Annotated in this window: 12 protein-coding genes; 5 read left to right on the forward strand and 7 right to left on the reverse strand. The window is 72.1% G+C overall.

Features of this window, described 5'->3' with window-relative positions; all coding sequences use genetic code 11:
• Window positions 1-61: 61 nt before the first annotated feature.
• Window positions 62-1,786 (reverse strand): cytochrome c biogenesis protein CcdA, encoded by a 1,725-nt coding sequence (locus ABZT49_RS23840; protein WP_355289597.1) that lies wholly within the window; start codon window positions 1,784-1,786, stop codon window positions 62-64.
• A gap of 205 nt (window positions 1,787-1,991) precedes the next feature.
• On the opposite strand from ABZT49_RS23840, the gene ABZT49_RS23845 reads away from it, so the two are divergent.
• The 4 genes from ABZT49_RS23845 (at window position 1,992) to ABZT49_RS23860 (ending at window position 6,068) form a co-directional block, all read left to right on the forward strand.
• Window positions 1,992-2,735 (forward strand): response regulator, encoded by a 744-nt coding sequence (locus ABZT49_RS23845; RefSeq protein ID WP_355289598.1) that lies wholly within the window; start codon window positions 1,992-1,994, stop codon window positions 2,733-2,735.
• Between the two features lie 59 nt (window positions 2,736-2,794).
• A complete protein-coding gene (locus ABZT49_RS23850; protein WP_355289600.1) occupies window positions 2,795-4,123 on the forward strand; it encodes a HAMP domain-containing sensor histidine kinase in 1,329 nt (442 codons plus the stop codon).
• A gap of 405 nt (window positions 4,124-4,528) precedes the next feature.
• Window positions 4,529-5,554 (forward strand): alpha/beta hydrolase, encoded by a 1,026-nt coding sequence (locus ABZT49_RS23855; RefSeq protein WP_355289602.1) that lies wholly within the window; start codon window positions 4,529-4,531, stop codon window positions 5,552-5,554.
• Complete coding sequence (locus ABZT49_RS23860) at window positions 5,544-6,068, forward strand: cytochrome P460 family protein (RefSeq protein ID WP_407943556.1); 525 nt, start codon at window positions 5,544-5,546, stop codon at window positions 6,066-6,068. Before ABZT49_RS23855 ends, ABZT49_RS23860 begins: the two co-directional genes overlap by 11 nt.
• A gap of 223 nt (window positions 6,069-6,291) precedes the next feature.
• On the opposite strand, the gene ABZT49_RS23865 is transcribed toward ABZT49_RS23860, so the two are convergent.
• Both ABZT49_RS23865 and ABZT49_RS23870 read right to left on the reverse strand, forming a co-directional pair.
• Window positions 6,292-9,270, reverse strand: a complete 2,979-nt coding sequence (locus tag ABZT49_RS23865) for an FAD-binding and (Fe-S)-binding domain-containing protein (RefSeq protein WP_355289605.1) — start codon at window positions 9,268-9,270, stop codon at window positions 6,292-6,294.
• 74 nt (window positions 9,271-9,344) lie between these two features.
• Window positions 9,345-10,418 carry an alpha/beta fold hydrolase gene (locus ABZT49_RS23870; RefSeq protein WP_355289607.1) on the reverse strand — a complete coding sequence of 358 codons (1,074 nt, stop codon included), beginning with the start codon at window positions 10,416-10,418 and terminating at the stop codon, window positions 9,345-9,347.
• A gap of 227 nt (window positions 10,419-10,645) precedes the next feature.
• Between ABZT49_RS23870 and ABZT49_RS23875 the strand changes: the two genes are divergently transcribed.
• Window positions 10,646-11,929, forward strand: a complete 1,284-nt coding sequence (locus ABZT49_RS23875) for an FAD-binding oxidoreductase (protein WP_355289609.1) — start codon at window positions 10,646-10,648, stop codon at window positions 11,927-11,929.
• A 63-nt stretch (window positions 11,930-11,992) separates the two neighbouring features.
• Here ABZT49_RS23875 and ABZT49_RS23880 read toward each other — a convergent pair whose 3' ends face one another.
• The 4 genes from ABZT49_RS23880 to ABZT49_RS23895 all read right to left on the reverse strand — a co-directional run bounded on the left by ABZT49_RS23880 (window position 11,993) and on the right by ABZT49_RS23895 (window position 17,739).
• Window positions 11,993-13,801 carry an NAD(P)/FAD-dependent oxidoreductase gene (locus ABZT49_RS23880; RefSeq protein ID WP_355289620.1) on the reverse strand — a complete coding sequence of 603 codons (1,809 nt, stop codon included), beginning with the start codon at window positions 13,799-13,801 and terminating at the stop codon, window positions 11,993-11,995.
• 410 nt (window positions 13,802-14,211) lie between these two features.
• Window positions 14,212-16,119 carry a sigma-54-dependent Fis family transcriptional regulator gene (locus ABZT49_RS23885; RefSeq protein ID WP_355289610.1) on the reverse strand — a complete coding sequence of 636 codons (1,908 nt, stop codon included), beginning with the start codon at window positions 16,117-16,119 and terminating at the stop codon, window positions 14,212-14,214.
• 79 nt (window positions 16,120-16,198) lie between these two features.
• Entirely contained in the window at window positions 16,199-16,627 is a 429-nt protein-coding gene (locus ABZT49_RS23890; protein ID WP_355289612.1) for an acyl-CoA thioesterase, read from the reverse strand.
• 50 nt (window positions 16,628-16,677) lie between these two features.
• Window positions 16,678-17,739: an Ldh family oxidoreductase gene (locus tag ABZT49_RS23895; protein WP_355289614.1), complete on the reverse strand. Its 1,062-nt coding sequence runs from the start codon at window positions 17,737-17,739 to the stop codon at window positions 16,678-16,680.
• Between the last annotated feature and the right edge of the window lie 178 nt (window positions 17,740-17,917).

Genomic DNA, 17,917 nt, shown 5'->3' on the forward strand with positions numbered 1-17,917 from the left:
TGGCGCAGTCCCGCGCCCGCCCATGGATCTTACACGCCGGAATCCGGACGCCGCCCGCGCCTCAGCCGAACGTGAAGGCGTAGACCCGGATGCCGGGACGGTGGAAGCGGATCGCGAAGGTGCGCTCGCGCACCGGGCCGGACTGGCGGACGAGCTGGTACAGCCGCGCCGCCGAGACGGTTCCGACGCCGTCCGGTCCGGCATCGACGCCGTGATCCGCCCCGGGCGGCGCGCCGTCGAGGGTCACCTCGAAGCCGACGGGCCGCCCGTCCGGTCCGGGTCCGGCGACGAGGTGGAGGTCGCGGGCCCGGAAGCGGTAGGTCACGCTCCCGTCCGGTTCGGCGAGGCGGGCGTATTCGGGTTCGACGGCCCAGGTGCCGGACAGCGACCACGCGTTCAGCCCCGGCCGGCCGGCGGTGTAGGTGCGCGGACCGGGCGCCAATCCTTCCGGCGAGGCGAAGGTCTCGGCCTTGTCCGAGCCGAGATAGGTCTCGGCGGATCCGAGATGGACGAGATCGGGCGCGGCCTCGATGCCGGCGGCGCGCGGCCGCGGCGCGGATTCCTCGGCGGCACGCCGACCCGCGGCCTCGGCCAGGAGGTCGCGGATGGCGGCTTCCGACCGGTCGTAGCCGCCCTCGCCGAACTGATGGTGGCGGATGCGGCCGTCCGCGTCGACCACGTAGAGGGCCGGCCAATAGGCGTTGCGCAGGCCGCGCCAGATCCGGAAGGCGTTGTCGACCGCCACCGGATAGGGCAGCGCGAAGCGCCGGATCGCCGCGGCGACGGTGTCGACGTCGTGCTCGAAAGCGAATTCCGGCGCGTGGACGCCGATCACCGCGAGGCCCTGCGCCCGGTACCGTTCGGCCCAGTCCCGCAGGTAGGGGAGGGTGCGGATGCAATTGATGCAGGACGAGGTCCAGACATGGACCAGCACCACTCGCCCCCGCAGGCCCTCGACCGATTGCGGTTCCCCGTTGAGCCAGTGCGTGGCGCCCGACAGGCTCGGCAGGTGGCCCTCGACCGGCCATGCGCTGCGCGTCGGGCCCCCGGCCGGATCGGCCCGGGCGGGCTCGACCCGCAACGCCGCCAGGAGCGCGTCCTCCGCGGCGATCGTGCCCGCCCCGGGATAGCGCGCCAGCCACTCCGCATCGGCCCCGAGGGCGGCCGCGGCGAGCACCGCCAGCATGGCGGCCCCGGCGAGCCGGCGCAGCCCCTCGCCGAGCCCGAGATGCGGGCGGAGCCGGGCGGCGAGCGCAGTGCCGAGCCGCGCCGCACCGGCCAGAGCGGTCGCGGCCCCCGAGGCGTAGGCGGCGAGCAGCGCCGTACTCTGCCAGCCCGGTCCGTTCAGGGCCGCGCCGGTCAGGACGAGGCCGAGGATCGGCCCGGCGCAGGGTGTCCACAACAGGCCCGTTGCGGCGCCGAGGCCGACGGATCCCAGAACCCCATCCGGAGTGGCCGTGCGTCGCGCGAGGACCTCGCCGAGGCGCGAGAGCGGCCGGTGCAGCCACGCCGCGGTGCGCCGCGACAGGAGCGAGACCGCGAAGAACGCGAGCAGGCCGAAGGCCAGGACGCGGCCGGCGGTGCCGAACCGCGCCACGGCGGTGCCCCCGATGGCGGCGAGCCCCGCCGCCGCGACGAAGGCCCCGCCGAGGCCGAGGAGGAACGGCAGCGTGCCGGAGAGGAAGGGCCGGCCTCCCTGCGCGAGGACGAAGGGCATTACCGGCACGATGCAGGGGCTGAGGATGGTCAGCACGCCCGCGAGATAGGCGGCGAGAACGAGGGTCACAGGCGGCTCCGTCTGATTCCGGAGATCCTCTCACCAGCCCCGCATGTCCCGCCTATGTGCGGCGCACTGCTTCCTTGTATCGGTCTGTAGCGATCGCGGGGCCGCGCCTCGGGACGAGGCCCGGTCCGCTACAGGGTGTTACCGGGACCGGCTCGCCGGAGGGGCGCGGCCCCGCTATCCCGGGGGAGGGGCATCGGAGGGGGCATTGGAGCACATCGATCACGTGCTGGTCGTCGACGACGACCGCGATATCCGCGAGATGGTCTCGGGCTATCTCCGGAAGAACGGCCTGCGGGTGAGCCTCGCTGCCGATGGCCGGCAGATGCGCGCCTTCCTCGACGCGGACCGGGTCGACCTCGTCGTGCTCGACATCATGATGCCGGGCGACGACGGCCTCGTCCTGTGCCGGGAACTGCGGGTGGGCCGGCACAGGACGACGCCGGTCCTGATGCTGACGGCGCGCAGCGACGAGACCGACCGGATCGTCGGCCTGGAGATGGGCGCGGACGACTACCTGGTGAAGCCGTTCTCGGCCCGCGAGCTGCTCGCCCGGATCAAGGCCGTCCTGCGCCGCACCCGGATGCTGCCGCCCAACCTCCAGGTGACGGAAGCCGGCCGGCTCGTCGCCTTCGGGGATTGGCGGCTCGACACCACCGCCCGCCACCTGATCGACGCGGCCGGGACGGTCGTGCCCTTGAGCGGCGCCGAGTACCGGCTGCTGCGCGTCCTGCTCGACCACCCCCAGCGAGTGCTCTCGCGCGACCAGCTCCTCAACCTGACGCAGGGCCGCGAGGCCGAGCTGTTCGACCGCTCGATCGACCTCCTCGTCAGCCGCCTGCGCCAGCGCCTGCGGGACGACGCCCGCGAGCCGGCCTACATCAAGACCGTGCGCAGCGAGGGCTACGTCCTCGCGATGCCCGTCGTCATCGCGCAGGCGCGCGAGGAATGAGGGGTCTGCCCAAGCGGATGTCGCAAAAGGGGCCGCCGGGTTTGCGAAAAAAATCTGCGATGCGACAGCAGCCGAAGCGGACGACGCGATGGCGTGCCAACGCAAGTCTGCCGAGCAGCCTGCGCAGCCGGCTCTTCCTGATCCTGCTCGCCGGGCTCCTGTGCGGGCAGGGGCTCGCCTTCGCGATCATGCTCCTGGAGCGGGACCAGTCGGCGCGGGCGGTGATGCTGACGACGCTCCAGCGCGACGTCGCCGTGGCGGTCGCCCTGCTCGACCGGCTTCCTCCCCTCGAGCGGGCCGGGTGGCTGCCGCTCCTCGACCGGCCGACCTACCGCTACGCGCTCGGTCCCGGCGCACCGGGCGACGCCGCCCTTACCGAGCGGGCGCGGATGATCGCGGACGAGATCCGCGCCGCCCTGGAGCCGCGCTTCTCCGTGCGGTTCGACGCGGTGCCGGGGCCGGACGAGCGGCTGCAGGGGCACGTCGTGCTCGCCGACGGCGCGACCCTGACCATCGACGTGCGGCCGGCGCGGCGCGCGGTCGCGTCGTGGCTGCCGGTCGCGCTGGCGGTGCAACTCCTCGTGCTCGGCGCCTGCGTCTGGCTCGCCGTCCGGCTGGCAGTTCGCCCGCTCACCCGGTTCGCCGAGGCCGCCGACCGGCTCGAGCCCGGCCGGCCGGCGATCCGCTTCGCCGAAGAAGGGCCGGACGAGGTCGCGCGCGCGGGAAAAGCCTTCAACGCGCTCCAGGCCCGCATCGCCCGACACCTCGACGAGCGCGTGCGCATCCTGGCGGCGATCTCCCACGACCTCCAGACCCCGATCACCCGGATGCGTCTGCGGGTCGAGACCGGCGCCGAAGGACCCGACCAGGAGCGGCTGCTCCACGACCTCGCCGTGATCGAGGCGCTGGTGCGCGAGGGCATCGCCTATGCCCGCAGCGTGCACGGCGACGTCGAGCCGCCGGCCCGCCTCGACCTGCGCGCCTTCATCGAGAGCCTCGTCTTCGACTACCAGGATGACGGGCGGGACGTGACCGTCACCGCCCTGGCCGACGCCACGGTGACCACCCGTCCGCAGGCCCTGCGGCGCATCCTCGCCAACCTGATCGACAACGCCCTGCGCTACGCCGGCGGGGCGGAGATCGCCGTTGCGGTGCGCGACGGGCGGATCGCCATCGCGGTGCTCGATCGCGGTCCCGGCATTCCGGCGGACCAGCTCGCGGCGGTGCTCCTGCCCTTCGTGCGGCTGGAGGAATCGCGCAGCCGAGACACCGGCGGCACCGGCCTCGGCCTCGCCATCGCCGAGCAGCTCGCCGCCGCGATCGGCGGCAGCCTCACCTTACGCAACCGCGACGGCGGCGGGCTCGACGCCACGGTCACTCTCGGCTGAGGCGGTGCGGGGCGATGATCGGCCCGCGCGTGAGCCCCGCAATCCGTCGTGTGCCTTGCCCGATCGCATCACGGTCGCTGCAGACATGGGCCGCGCGAGCTGTCTACTCTCCCCCTTTCCCGGATCTCCTTCCACTTTGTTGCACTCGTCCGGGAACGGGGTGGGCATGACGATGCGAAGCGGGTCAAGATCGCTGTGGTGACACACGAATGGGTCGAGCCCGCGCCCGCCGCACCCGGGGGACACGACCCCGCACACCGTACATGTGCTTACAAAATCGACCTTCGCGCACACATGCGGCACAACAACCGGCGGCTTAGTGCCGGCATCGACGTGGCAACGACCGTCGCCCGGGATTCGTCGGGAAGACGAGCGGATCGTTCGCGTCCTGATCGGGGTCGTCACATGGATCACGCAGTCGAACCGGCGCGCCGCCGGCTCCTCGGACAACTCGGTGCCGTGCTCGCCGCCGGCACGGTCGCCGCCATCTTGCCAGCCGCGGCGCAGGGCGTCGCCTCTCCGGAGCCCGCCGCGGCGTTCGGCCCGCTGAAGCGGGTCCGGGCCGGTGACCTCGACGTCGCCTACGTCGAGGCGGGCCCGGCGGAGGGCCGGCCGGTCCTGCTCCTGCACGGCTGGCCCTACGACATCCACTCCTACGCCGAGGTCGCGCCGATGCTGGCGCGGGCGGGCTACCGGGTGCTGATCCCGTACCTCCGGGGCTACGGCGCGACCCGCTTCCTCTCGGAGGCGACGCCGCGCAACGGCCAGCAGGCGGCCCTCGCTCACGACGCGGTCGCCTTCCTCGATGCGCTGGGCGTCGAGCGGACGCTCGTGGCGGGCTATGATTGGGGGGCGCGCACAGCCTGTATCCTCGCGGCCCTGTGGCCGGCGCGGTGCCGGGCCCTCGTCTCGGTGAGCGGCTACCTCATCGGCAGCCAGCAGGCGAACGCGATGCCGCTGCCGCCCAAGGCCGAGCTGCAATGGTGGTACCAGTTCTACTTCGCCACCGAGCGGGGGCGCGAGGGCTATGCCCGCTACACCCGTGACTTCGCCCGCCTGATCTGGGAGCTCGCCTCGCCGCGATGGCGGTTCGACGACGCCACCTTCGCCCGCTCGGCTCCGGCCTTCGACAATCCCGACCACGTCGCGGTCTCGATCCACAATTACCGCTGGCGCCTCGGCCTGGCGCAGGGCGAGGGTCGGTTCGACGAGACCGAGCGCAAGCTCGCCGCCTTCCCGACCATCGCGATCCCGACGATCACGCTCGAGGGCGACGCGAACGGCGCGCCCCATCCCGACCCCGCCGCCTACGCCAAGAAATTCACCGGACGCTACGCGCACCGCACGCTCACCGGCGGCATCGGGCATAACCTTCCGCAGGAGGCGCCGCAGGCCTTCGCGCAGGCCGTGGTGGACGTCGATGGCGTTTGACCGGCCCTCCCTCCTCCTGGCGATACCGCTGTTGGCCGTACCGCTCTTGGCTGCCGCCTGCCTCGGCCTGGGCGCGGCGGCCGGTGACGCAGCAAAGCCGACTTCGCCGATCTACGGCGTCACCGTCCCGGACGGTTTTCGCGATTGGCGCCTGATCGCGCCGGCGCTCGAGGACGCGCCGCTCGACGAGCTGCGGGCCGTCGTCGGCAACGACCTCGCGGTGAGGGCTTTTCGCGATGGCACGCTGCCGTTCCCGGACGGCGCCGTCCTGGTGAAGCTCGCCTGGCGCCGGATGCGCTCGCCCGATTTCGACACGGCGACGGTCCCGGGCCCCGCCACGACCGTGCAGGTCATGGTCAAGGACGCGGCGCGCTACCCCGCGACGGGCGGCTGGGGCTTCGGCCGCTTCATCGACGGCAAGCCGGTCGATGCAGGCCAGCACGAGACCTGCTTTGCCTGCCACGAGACGCGGGTGAAGGCGCGCGACTTCGTCTTCACCCGCTACGCGCGGTGAGAGGTGACGGCGAGCCGTCGCGATTGCTCAGACACCTGTTCGACCGGTTGATTGTATCCCACCCACACCCTCATCCTGAGGTGCTGCTGCTTGCAGCAGCCTCGAAGGAGGGCTCCAGGGATCGCAAAGACTTCTGGAGGCCTCCTTCGAGGCTCACTGCGTTCGCACCTCAGGATGAGGTGTTGGGTGGGATAAACTATATCGATCACTGTAACGGGCTCTCTCACGCGGCCGCGGGACCCTCACTCGGCACCGCATCGGCCCGCTGGCGGGTGCGGCCCTGAGTCCGATCCGATTGTATCGCCCCCGCGAGCACCCGGGCGACGTGGACCGCCTCGCGGCCGAGCCCGTCGCGGATCTGGTGGCGGCAGCTCGTCCCGTCGGCGACGACGATGTCGTCGGGGCCGGCGGCGCGCAGCGCCGGGAACAGCGCGAGCTCGGCCATGGCGCGGGACATGTCCTGCGTGTCGGCCCGGTAGCCGAAGGCGCCGGCCATGCCGCAGCAGCCCGACTCGATCACCCGTACATCGAGCCCCGGCACCGCGCGCAAGACCGCCTCGACCGCGCCCATCGCCCCGAAGGCCTTCTGGTGGCAATGGCCGTGCAGGTGCGCGACCCGCCCGCCCTGATCCGCGAGGGGCAGGGCGACGCGGGCCTCCGCCAGGTCGGCGGCCAGGACCTCCTCGAACAGCAGGGCGGCCCCGGCGAGCGCCCGGGTCTCCCCGTCCGGCAGGAGCGCCGCGAACTCGTCGCGAAACGTGAGCAGGCAGGCTGGTTCGAGCCCGACGATCCGGGCGCCTTCCCGCACGAAGGGCAGGAGCGCGTCGCGGGTGCGGCGGGCCCCGGCCCGGGCGCGGTCGGTATCGCCGGTCGCCAGGTAGGTGCGCCCGCAGCAGAGCGGCCGCGCGCCGCCGGTCCCGACCCGGTGGAGCCGGTAGCCGGCGGCGCGCAGCACGGTCTCGGCGGCCTCCATCGTCTCGCGCTCGAAGGCGCGGTTGAAGGTGTCGCCGAACAGGACGAGGTCGAGGCCGTCGCCCGCGACGTCGGCGGTGCGCGCGATCCGGCCCGTCTCGCGCCAGGGCCGGCGCCAGCGCGGCAAGGGGCGCGCGGCGGAGAGACCCAGCACTCGCTCCGACAGGCGCGCGAGCGCCGGCACCCGGTCGCGCAGGTTGAGGAGGGGGGCGAGCGCGGCCGCCGCGCCCGCATAGGCCGGCAGATGGGCGAGCACGCGCTCACCGAGCGAGCGCCCGTGACGGGCATGGTAGTGGTGCAGCACCTCGATCTTCATCCGCGCCATGTCGACGCCGGTCGGGCATTCGCGGCGGCAGGCCTTGCAGGAGACGCAGAGATCGAGCGCGCGCTTCGTCTCGGGCGCGGTGAGCGCGTCCGGCCCGAGCTGGCCCGACAGGGCGAGGCGCAGGGTGTTGGCGCGGCCCCGCGTCAGGTGCTCCTCGTCCCGGGTGACCCGGTAGGACGGGCACATCGCCCCGCCGGCGAGCTTCCGGCAGGTGCCGTTGTTGTTGCACATCTCGACCGCGCCGCCGAGACCGCCCCAGTCCGACCAGTCGAGAGCGGGAGCCGGCGCCGTGATGCGATAAGTCTCGGAGAACCGCATCAGGCTGCGGTCGTCCATCCGCAGCGGCCGGACGATCTTGCCGGGATTGAGCCGGTTGTCCGGATCGAAGGCGTCCTTCACCGCCTCGAAGGCGCGGGCGAGGCGGAGCCCGAAGAGCGGCTCGACGAACTCGGAGCGCGAGATGCCGTCGCCGTGCTCGCCCGAATACGAGCCCTTGAAGCGGCGGACCAGCTCCGACGTTTCCTCGGCGATCGCCCGCATCGTGGCGACGTCGCCGGCGCGCTTCAGGTCGAGGATCGGGCGCACGTGCAGGCAGCCGACCGAGGCGTGGGCGTACCAGGTGCCGGTGGTGCCGTGGCGGGAAAAGCACGCCGTGACCGCGTCAGTGTAGTCGGCGAGGTGCTCGAGCGGGACGGCGCAATCCTCGATGAACGACACCGGCTTGGCGTCGCCGCGCATCGACATCATGATGTTGAGGCAGGCCTCGCGCATCTCCCAGACCGTCCGCTGGCGGGCCGGCTCGCGCACCTCCACCACCGCATCGGGAAAGCCGTGATCGGCCATGCAGGCATCGAGGCGGCGCAAGCTCGCCGCCAGAGCCGCGGAATCCTCGCCCGCGAACTCGACGAGGAGCAGGCAGTCGGGGTGACCCCTCGTGATGTCGGCGAGCGTCGCGCGGAAGAGCGGAATGTCGGCGCCGAGCACCAGCACGTTGTTGTCGACGAGCTCGACCGCCGCGGGCCCGAGCGCCACCAGGGCCGGCACCGTCTCCATCGCCGCGCGGAAGGAGGGGAAGTGGCACACCCCCATCGCCCGGTGGGCGGGCAGCCGCGCGAGCTTCAAGGTCACGGCGGTGGTCGCCGCGAGCGTCCCCTCCGAGCCGACGAGAAGGTGGGCGAGGTTCGGGCGATCCCCGAGCAGCGCGTCGAGGTTGTAGCCGCCGACCCGGCGCTGCACCTGCGGGAACATCCGGGCGATCTCGTCGCGCTCGGCATCCGCCAGCGCCAGCATGCGGTGCGACAGGTCCTCGATTCCCGACACCGCCTGCGCGGAGAGACGGAACGGGGTCCCGTCGGCCATAAGCCCGTCGAGGCCGAGCACGTTGTCGACCATCTTGCCGTAGAGCAGCGAGCGGGCGCCGCAGGCATTGTTGCCGGCCATGCCGCCGATCGTGCAGCGGCTCGCCGTCGAGGGCTCGACCGGGAAGAACCAGCCGTCGGCCTTGAGCCGCGCGTTCAGGCGCTCCAGCACCGTGCCGGGCTCGACCGTCACCGTGCCGGCCTCCGCATCGTAGGCGAGCACCCGGTCGAGGTGGCGGGCGCAATCGACCACGATGCCGTCGCCGATCGGCTGCCCGTTCTGCGAGGTGCCGCCGCCGCGCAGGATCACCGGCACGCCCTGGCTCGCCGCGACCGCGAGCACGGCCGCGACGTCGTCGGTGCTTCGCGGCAGGACCACGGCGCGGGGAACGATCTGGTAGATCGAGGCATCCGCGGCGTAGCGGCCGCGGTCGAAGCGGCCGGTCAGCACCTCGCCCGAGACGGCGCCGCGCAGGGCCCGTTCCAGAGGTCTCCCCGGGGTGGTGCTTCCGCCAGTGGCGCCGACAGGGTCCAGGGTCCCGTGCATCGCGGCCTCCCGTCATGCTCTGGCGGCGCTGACGGATGCCGGCGCCGCCGCCTCCGTGCCGGTTCGCGGACGGCCTACATCGCCCGCTTCGGCGCGGCTTGCAGGAAATCCTGGAGCTGCTGCTTGTAGAATTTGGCGAAGCCCGTGGTGCCGTGGCCGCTGGTCTCGGTGCTGGCCGGGATCAGGTACAGGCGGCCGTTCTTCAGGCGCTTCATCTCGCGCTCCATGATCCCCGTCTCGGGCGGGTTGCGCTCGTCATCCGCCGAGTTGATGGCGAGCACCGGCGCCTCGATCGCCCCGAGGCCCGGGGAGGGATTGTAGCCGCGCGACGAATCCCACTGGTAGATGTAGTCGTTGGCGTCGGCGTTGAACGGCGCCGCCAAGCGGGCATCGACGAGCTTGTCGGCGAGGTCCCCGGTCGGCCCCTGCTTCTGCAGCGCCAGCGTGCCGCCGCTGGTGGCCAGCGCGAAGAACACGTTGGCGACCCGCAGGGCGGGCGGCTGGGCCGTATACTCGCCGTTCGCGTAGGTCGGGTCGCGCCGGATCGTCTCGGTCAGGAGTCGGCGCAGCATCCAGTTGCGGCTGCCCATCTCGCTCGGCTGCGAGGCCATCGGCACGAGGGCATCCATGAAGCCGGGATGCTTCACGCCGAGGATCCAGGCATGCATGCCGCCCATCGAGTTGCCGATGATCAGGCGGACGTGCTTGAGGCCGAGATGCTCCGTGATCAGCCGGTACTGCGCTTCCGCCATGTCATCGTAGTTGTAGCGCGGGAACGTCGCCTTCATCCCGTCGGACGGCTTGGAGGATCGGCCGTGGCCGATCGCGTCCGGCAGGATGATGTAGTGCCTGGCCGCGTCGAGCGGCTGGCCGGGACCGAACAGCTCGCCGGCGAATCCGGGCGTCAGCATGCTCGCCGCCGAACCGGTGGTGCCGTGCAGGACGACCACCGGCTCGCCCTTCGGATCGCCGATCGTGGTGTAGTGCAGCCGCAGCTCCGGCAGCACGTCGCCGGTGTGGAACTTGAAGTCCTTGATCGTCCAGTCGCCCTCGCGGGGCGCCGGATAATCCGCGGCGAGTGCCGCGAGCGCGAAGAACGACAGGGCCGCGGCCGCCGTCGCGGTCCGCAGCACATTCAAGACTCTCATCCGGCGTCCCTCGCAGCATTGATTTTATCGTTGGTGTCGGGGGCGAGTATTGCGCCCCGGGCGCCACGGGGCAACAGGCGCGGCCCCCGAGCCCGCGCTTGGTCGTCACGCCGGATGTATCGCCGGCCACCAAAGCCCAGCGAACCGAAGTCCGAGATCGGCTATGCCTGTCCCGCCGGGTGGTCCGCCGCGATCCCCGGAGCGTCCCGTTCCGAGAGTGGCGAACCATGAACGACGATCCGCGCAGCCACGGCCTCTGGGAGTGCTCGGCTCCCCCGGCCCCGCCGACGACGCCCCTCGACGGGCGGAAGGCGGTCGACGTGGCGATCGTCGGCGCCGGCTTCACCGGCCTGTCCGCCGCGCTCCACCTCGCGCAGGGCGGTGCCCGCGTCGCACTCCTCGAAGGGGTCGAGATCGGGTTCGGCGGCTCTGGCCGGAATGTCGGCCTCGTCAATGCCGGGATGTGGGTCATGCCCGACGATCTGCCGGGCGAGCTCGGGCCGCTCTACGGCACGCGCCTCCTCGACCTCCTCGGAGGAGCGCCGGCGGACGTCTTCGCGCTCGTCGAGCGGCACGGGATCGCCTGCGAGCCCGAGCGGCAGGGCACTTTGCACTGCGCCGTCGGCCCGGCGGGCCTCGCCGAGGTCAAGGAACGCGCCCGCCAGTGGCAGGCGCGGGGCGCCCCGGTCCGGCTCCTCGACGCGGAGGAGACCGCCCGGATGGTCGGCACCCGGGCCTATGCGGGCGCGCTCCTCGACGCCCGGGCCGGCACGATCCAGCCGCTCGCCTATGCCCGCGGGCTCGCGGGCGCCGCGATCGCGGCCGGGGCCCGGATCCATACCCGAAGCCCAGTCGTCGCCGCGACCGACGACGACGCGTGCTGGCGCCTCGACACGCCGCAGGGGAGCGTCGCGGCGGCCCACGTCATCGTGGCGACCAACGCCTATACCAGCGCGGTCTGGCCGGAAATCCGGACCGAACTCGTCCACCTGCCATACTTCAACATGGCGACCGCGCCCTTGAGCGACAACCTGCGCCGCTCGATCCTGCCCGAGCGCCAGGGCGCGTGGGACACGAAGAGCGTGCTCAGCTCGTTCCGGTTCGACTGCCAGGGGCGGCTCGTCTTCGGCAGCGTCGGGGCCCTGCGCGGTCCGGGCCTGGCGATCCACCGCGGCTGGGGCCGGCGGGCGCTTGCCCGGCTGTTTCCGCAGCTCGCGGGCGTGCCGTTCGAGACCGAGTGGTACGGCCAGATCGGCATGACCGCCAACAACCTGCCGCGCTTCCACCGCCTGGGGCGCAACGTGATCGCGTTCAGCGGCTATAACGGCCGCGGCATCGCGCCCGGCACGGTCTTCGGCCGCTGCCTCGCGCGTCTCGTGCAGGGGGAGATCGGCGAGGGCGACCTGCCGCTTCCGGTCACCGATCCGGTGGCGGCGCCGCGGCGGCGGCTGAAGGAGGCCGCTTACGAGGTGGGCGCCCAGCTCGCGCACCTGACGGAGGCGCGGTTCTGAGACGCCGTCCGGCGTGCGGGATCGGCCCCCACGCGGCGCAGCGCACCGCGCGGGGGCCGCCGGTCAGGCCGTGTGGTGCGTCTCGGCGAGGGCGTAGACCGGCGTGTCCAGCCCCTCCATCCGGGCCTTCAGCTGCAGGGCGAGGTAGAGCGAGTAGTGGCGCGACTGGTGCAGGTTGCCGCCGTGGAACCACAACGCCTCCTGCCGGGTCGGCTTCCACATGTTGCGCAACTCGCCCTCCCAGGGCCCCGGATCCTTGGTGGTGGCGGAGCCGAGGCCCCAGCACTTGCCGACCTTATCGGCGACTTCCTGGCTGATGAGCCGGGCCGCCCAACCGTTCATCGAGCCGTAGCCGGTGGCGTAGACGATCACGTCGGCGGGCAGCCGTGTGCCGTCCTCCAGCAAAACCGCATCCTCGGTGATTTCTTTCACCTTGCCGTGCGCCAGCTTGATCTTGCCGTCGGCGATCAGGTCGGAGGCGCCGACGTCGATGTAGTAGCCCGAGCCGCGCCGCAAGTACTTCATGAACAGGCCCGACTCGTCGTCGCCGAAATCGAGCTTGAACCCGGCCTTCTCGAGACGTCCGTAGAAATCGGCGTCGCGCTTCTTCGCCTCCTCGTACACCGGCACGTGGAACTCGTGCATGATGCGGTAGGGCACCGAGGCGAAGATCATGTCCGCCTTGTCGGTGGTGATGCCCTTGGCGAGCGCCTCCTCCGAGTAGAGGCCGCCGAGCGCCAGCTCCATCAGCGTGTCCGACTTGACGATATGGGTCGAGGAGCGCTGCACCATCGTGACGTCGGCGCCGTTCTCGTAGAAGTCGGCGCAGATGTCGTGGGCCGAGTTGTTCGAGCCGATCACCACCGCGCGCTTGCCGCGATAGGCCTCGCCGCCGGGGTGCCGGCTCGAATGGTGGCTCTCGCCCCGGAAGCGCTCCATGCCGGGATAGGTCGGCAGGTTCGGCACGCCGGACATGCCGGTGGCGAGCACGAGCTGCTTGGGCCGCAACGTCAGCCGCTCGCCGTCACGGGTGAGCGCGACCTCCCATTCCCCGGCGGCCTCGTCGTAGCGCGCGGAATGGACTTCCGTCTTCGACCAGTAGTTCAGCTCCATGACCTTCGTGTACATCTCCAGCCAGTCGCCGACCTTGTCCTTGGCGGCGAAGACCGGCCAGTGATCGGGGAAGGGCAGGTAGGGCAGGTGGTCGTACCAGACTGGGTCGTGCAGGTGCAGCGACTTGTAGCGGCTGCGCCACTGGTCGCCTGGACGGCCGTGCTTGTCGACGATCAGGGCCGGCACGCCGAGGCGCTTGAGCCGGGCGCCGAGCGCGATGCCGCCCTGGCCGCCGCCGACCACGAGCGCGTAGGGCTGGCGGGTGCGGCCGAGCTCGGCCTCCTCGTCGCGCCGCCGCTCCGACCACGAGCGCCGCCCAGGTTCGACGCCGTGATGCACGCCCCGCTCGCGCCGCTGACCCCCCGGCTCCTCGTGTCCCTTGAGTTCCCGCGCTGCGGTCAGCAGCGTCCAGGCCTCCTCGCCCTTCAGGCGCAGGTAGCCGCGCCCGCGCAAGGTCGCGGTCTCGAAGGCGATCCAGGCCTCGGTGACGCCGTCCGCCTCGCTGGCCGCCTCCTCCAGGGTGAAGCTGCCCGGCGAGACGGCGCCGAGCTGCGCCTCCAGCATGTCGCGGATCGCCCCGCTTCCCTCCATCGTGGTGATGTTCCAGGTGAAGGCGACGAGGTCGCGCCAGAAGCAGGTCTCGGCGAACAGTTCCGCGGCTCCCGCGGCATCGCGCGCCTTGAGGGCGGCCTCGAACCGGTCGAGCCAGGCGATCACCCGCGCGTCCGCGGGCGACAGACGCTCGACGTCCCGAACCATGGCGTCCATGGGGTTTCCTCCTTGTGTTATGCGGGGAGGGTTGCGCAAGCGGTGTGCCAGGGTGCGAAGATGGCGGGACGTCGTCCCTCTCGGCGATTATCACGAGTATTTCGAGCCATATCCTGCTCGCAACCTCATCCTGAGATGTCAGTCGATCGAAGATCGACTGACCTCGAAGGAGGCCTCCAGACATCGCAGCGGTATCTGGAAGTCTCCTTCGAGGCTCGCATACGCTCGTACCTCAGGATGAGGTCGTGAGTAGGAGGAATGGTGTCAGATTGTTCGCGAAGATCCTCTCAGTCGTCGCGCCGTCGTCGGTTTTTGGCTCGGACAGAATAAGAGTTCGCCGCCCCACCTGTGGCGCCACACCTGTGGCGCGGGACCGGCCCCGCCACAGGTGACGCATCCCCTCATCCCCCGTGGTTCGGCGAGACGAGCCCCAGCTTGCGCATGCGCCGATGCACGGTGGAACGGTCGAGCCCGAGGTCGCGGGCGACCGCCGAGACGTTCCAGGCGCGCCGGCGCAGGGCCGCATCCAGCGCGTCGTCGCCGGTCGGGGCCGTGGTGGGCGGGGAGGTCCCGGCATCGCCGGACAGCACCGTGGGCGGCAGGTCGGACAGGCCGATCTCCGGCCCCTCGGCCACCGCGCAGGCATAGTCGAGCGCGCTGACGAGTTCCCGCACGTTGCCGGGCCAGGCATGTCGTGCGAGCGCCGCACTGGCCTCGGCCGAGAGGCGGGGGGCACCGGCGCGTCCCGCGAGCAGCCGCGCCGTGAGCGCCGGCAGGTCGGCGCGCTCGCGCAAGGGCGGCAGGACGAAGCGGGCCCCGGCCAGCCGGTACAGCAGGTCCTCGCGAAAGCGGCCCTCCCGCACCAGGGCGGCGAGGTCGCGATGCGTCGCGGTGATCACCCGGATGTCCACCGCCTGCGGCGCCGCGGCGCCGACCGGCGTCACCTCGCGCTCGGCGAGCACCCGCAGGAGACGGGTCTGGGCGGAGAGCGGCATGTCGCCGATCTCGTCGAGGAACAGCGTGCCGCCGTTGGCCCGCTGCACCAGCCCGATCCGGCCCTTGGCCGCCGCGCCGGTGAAGGCGCCCGGCTCGTGGCCGAACAGCTCGGATTCGATCAGGGTTTCGGGGAGAGCCGCGCAATTGACCGCGAGGAAGGATTTCGCGGCGCGGGAGGACGCCCGGTGCAGCGACCTGGCGAAGAACTCCTTGCCGGTGCCGGTCTCGCCGCCGACGAGCAGGCTCACCCCCGCCTCGAACAGGCGCGAGGCCTGCCGGGTCATCGGACCGAGCGTTACATCATCCGCGAGGGCGGGCGGCCGGGCCGGCTGCTTCGTGCGGGCGGGCGTCCGGGCCGGGACCTCCGCCGGCTCCAGCGCCAGGGCGTAGAAACGCTCGCCGCCGCGCAGGCGCAGCACCCGCCGCTCGACCGGCACCGCCCGGGTGAAACGCGGCAGGTCGTCGACCGAGGCCTCGAACAGGGCGTCGAGGCGCAGGCCCAGGCCGGCGTGGTGGAGGTCGGAGGACCTGCGCGGGCGGTGCAGCGCCCGGTCGATCAGCGCCCGCGCCCTGCTGTTGAAGCCGAGGATGCGCCCGCCCGCATCGACCGCGAGCGCCAGCTCGGGCTCGATGTCGGCGAATTCGGGCGAGCGCGACAGGTGGAGAATCCACTCGCGCCGGAAGCCGTTATGCAGGCTCGCGGTCTCGATGCGGTGGGCGAAGGAGGTGACGAGCTGGAGCGCGAGGTGCTGGCTCGCCTTCGGCGCCGGCGCCTGCAGCGCCGAGATGTCGAGGACGGCCGCGAGCGTCCCGTCGGCGGCGTAGACCGGGGCGGCCGTGCAGGTGAGCCCGATATGGTCGCCGGCGAAATGGTCGTCGAGATGGACCGACAGGGCCTCGCCGGTGGCGATGCAGGTGCCGACCGCGCAGGTGCCGGCGAGGTGCTCGTTCCAGTCCGAGCCGCGATAGAGGCCGGCGCGGCGCAGGTCCTCGTCGCGGCTGGAATCGCCGATGAAGTCGACGGCGACGCCGCGGGCATCGGCCAGGATCAGCACGTAGCCGAGGCCGGAGACCTGCCGGTACAAGGCTTCGACGCCGAAGCGCGCCACCCGGATCAGGTCGTCGAGGGCGTCGCGGTGCTCGCGCAGGCGGGCCTGGGTATGGATGTAGGCGCGCCGGGGAGCGGCGGGGTCGAGGCGGTACTCGGCCATGCAGCGCCGCCACGACTGGTCGATCAGCGGATCGCGCGCGCCGCCGCCGTCGCTCGCGGCCCGCACGAGCTCGTCGATATGCGCCATCACGGCAGAGCGCATCCGGTCCTCCCCGATCTTTTGCCCCATTCTGCGCGCGATCGGCGGGCGGGAAAAGACCGGGGACTGCAGGCCTTTGGGCTCAGGCCGGGCCGGCGCCCGTCGCGTCCGGCGGCACCGGCCGCGGGCGGCGGTTCTCGTCGATCGCCACGAAGGTGAACAGCGCCTGCGTGACCTGGATGGTCTCCTCGCTCTCGCGCGCGCGGCGCCAGGCCTCGATCTGGATGCGGATCGACGAGCGGCCGACCGAGACGATGTGGGCGTAGAGGCTGACCTCGTCGCCGACCACCACCGGTTGCAGGAAGGTCATGCCCTCCACCGCGATGGTGGCGCAGCGGCCCCGGGCGCGCCGCGCCGCGACATTGCCGGCGGCGAGATCCATCTGCGCCATCAGCCAGCCGCCAAAAATGTCGCCGGCCGGGTTGGTGTCGGCCGGCATGGCGATCGTGCGGATCACCGGCGGCCCCCAGCCGGCATCGGGGGCGCAAGGGGCGGAGGAGGGGTCGGTCATCGGTAGGCTCGGTCGCGGGGAGGGCACGGGAGGGTGGTTCTGACACTACGTCAGGGCGCGGGCGCGAGCGGCGCAGGATCGAGGCCATGGGCCTCGGCCAGCCGGTGCAGGTCGGCGCGGGTATCGTCCGGCAGGAGCAGGCCGTCGCGCCGGTTCCCGGCATCGGCCCGGGCCTCGATCTCGCCGGGATAGAACACCGCCTCGGCCCCTGCCGCGAGCGGCACCGCCTTCATCTCGGCGATGAAGCGCTCCATGCGGGATTCGAACTCGGCCAGCGGCTGGAGCCGGGCGATGTCGATGGCGAGCGCCAGGTGCCCGGCGCCGCTGCGGCGCTCGGCCTGGTAGGGGCCGGCGACGCCAGCCCCGAAGCCGCTGCCGGTGAGGACGCCCGAGAGCACGTCCATCACAGCCGAGATCGCGTAGCCCTTGTGCCCGGCCATGGGGGCGATCAGCCCGTCGATGGCGGCTTGCGGGTCGGTGGTCGGCCGGCCCTCCGCATCCATCGCCCAGCCGAGCGGGATCGCCTCGCCGCGCTGGCGGGCGAGGTAGACCTTGCCGCGCGCCACCGCCGTGTTGGCGATGTCGAGGACGAGGGGGGCGTGCCGGCCCGCCGGGGCGGCCCAGGACCACGGGTTGTTGCCGAGCGCCTTCACCCGTCCGCCCCAGGGGGCCATGGCGGGGCTGGCATTGGTGGATAAAAAGCCGATGAATCCGGCCCGCGCCGCCCGCAGGGTGAAGTACATCGCGGTGCCGAAATGATTCGAGTGGCGCACCGCCACGGCGCCGATGCCGTGGGCGCGCGCCCGCGCGATCGCCTCGTCCATGGCCCGCGCCGCCACGACCTGGCCCATCGCCTCGCGCCCGTCGATCACCGCGAGTCCGCCGGCATCGACCACGCGTTCCGGGATCGCGCGCGGGTCGCAGGCGCCGGATTGCAGGCGGGCGGCGTACCAGGGCAGGCGCATCACGCCGTGCGACTGGTGGCCCCAGAGATCGGCCTGGACGAGGCTGTCGGCGCAGAGGTGCGCGTGGTCGGGGCTGAGGCCGGAGGCGGTGTAGATTGCGGTGGCGAAGGAGACCAGGGCGTCGGCGGAGATACGCGGGTCGGTCATGCGGCGTCTCCCGGAAGGCGTCTTTGGGCGGGCGGTGGAGCTGCCCAGACATAAATCATGGCGCCGGAATCTCCTCTCCCCGCGGGCTACGGCCTTAACGGATTTGATTCGTTCGCCGGAAAACGCCGTGCAGTGCGCGGCCAAGCCGAATCTAAGGTTGAAATCAGTACCCGCAGAG

The sequence above is a fragment of the Methylobacterium sp. EM32 genome (assembly GCF_040593685.1).
Lineage (GTDB): Bacteria > Pseudomonadota > Alphaproteobacteria > Rhizobiales > Beijerinckiaceae > Methylobacterium.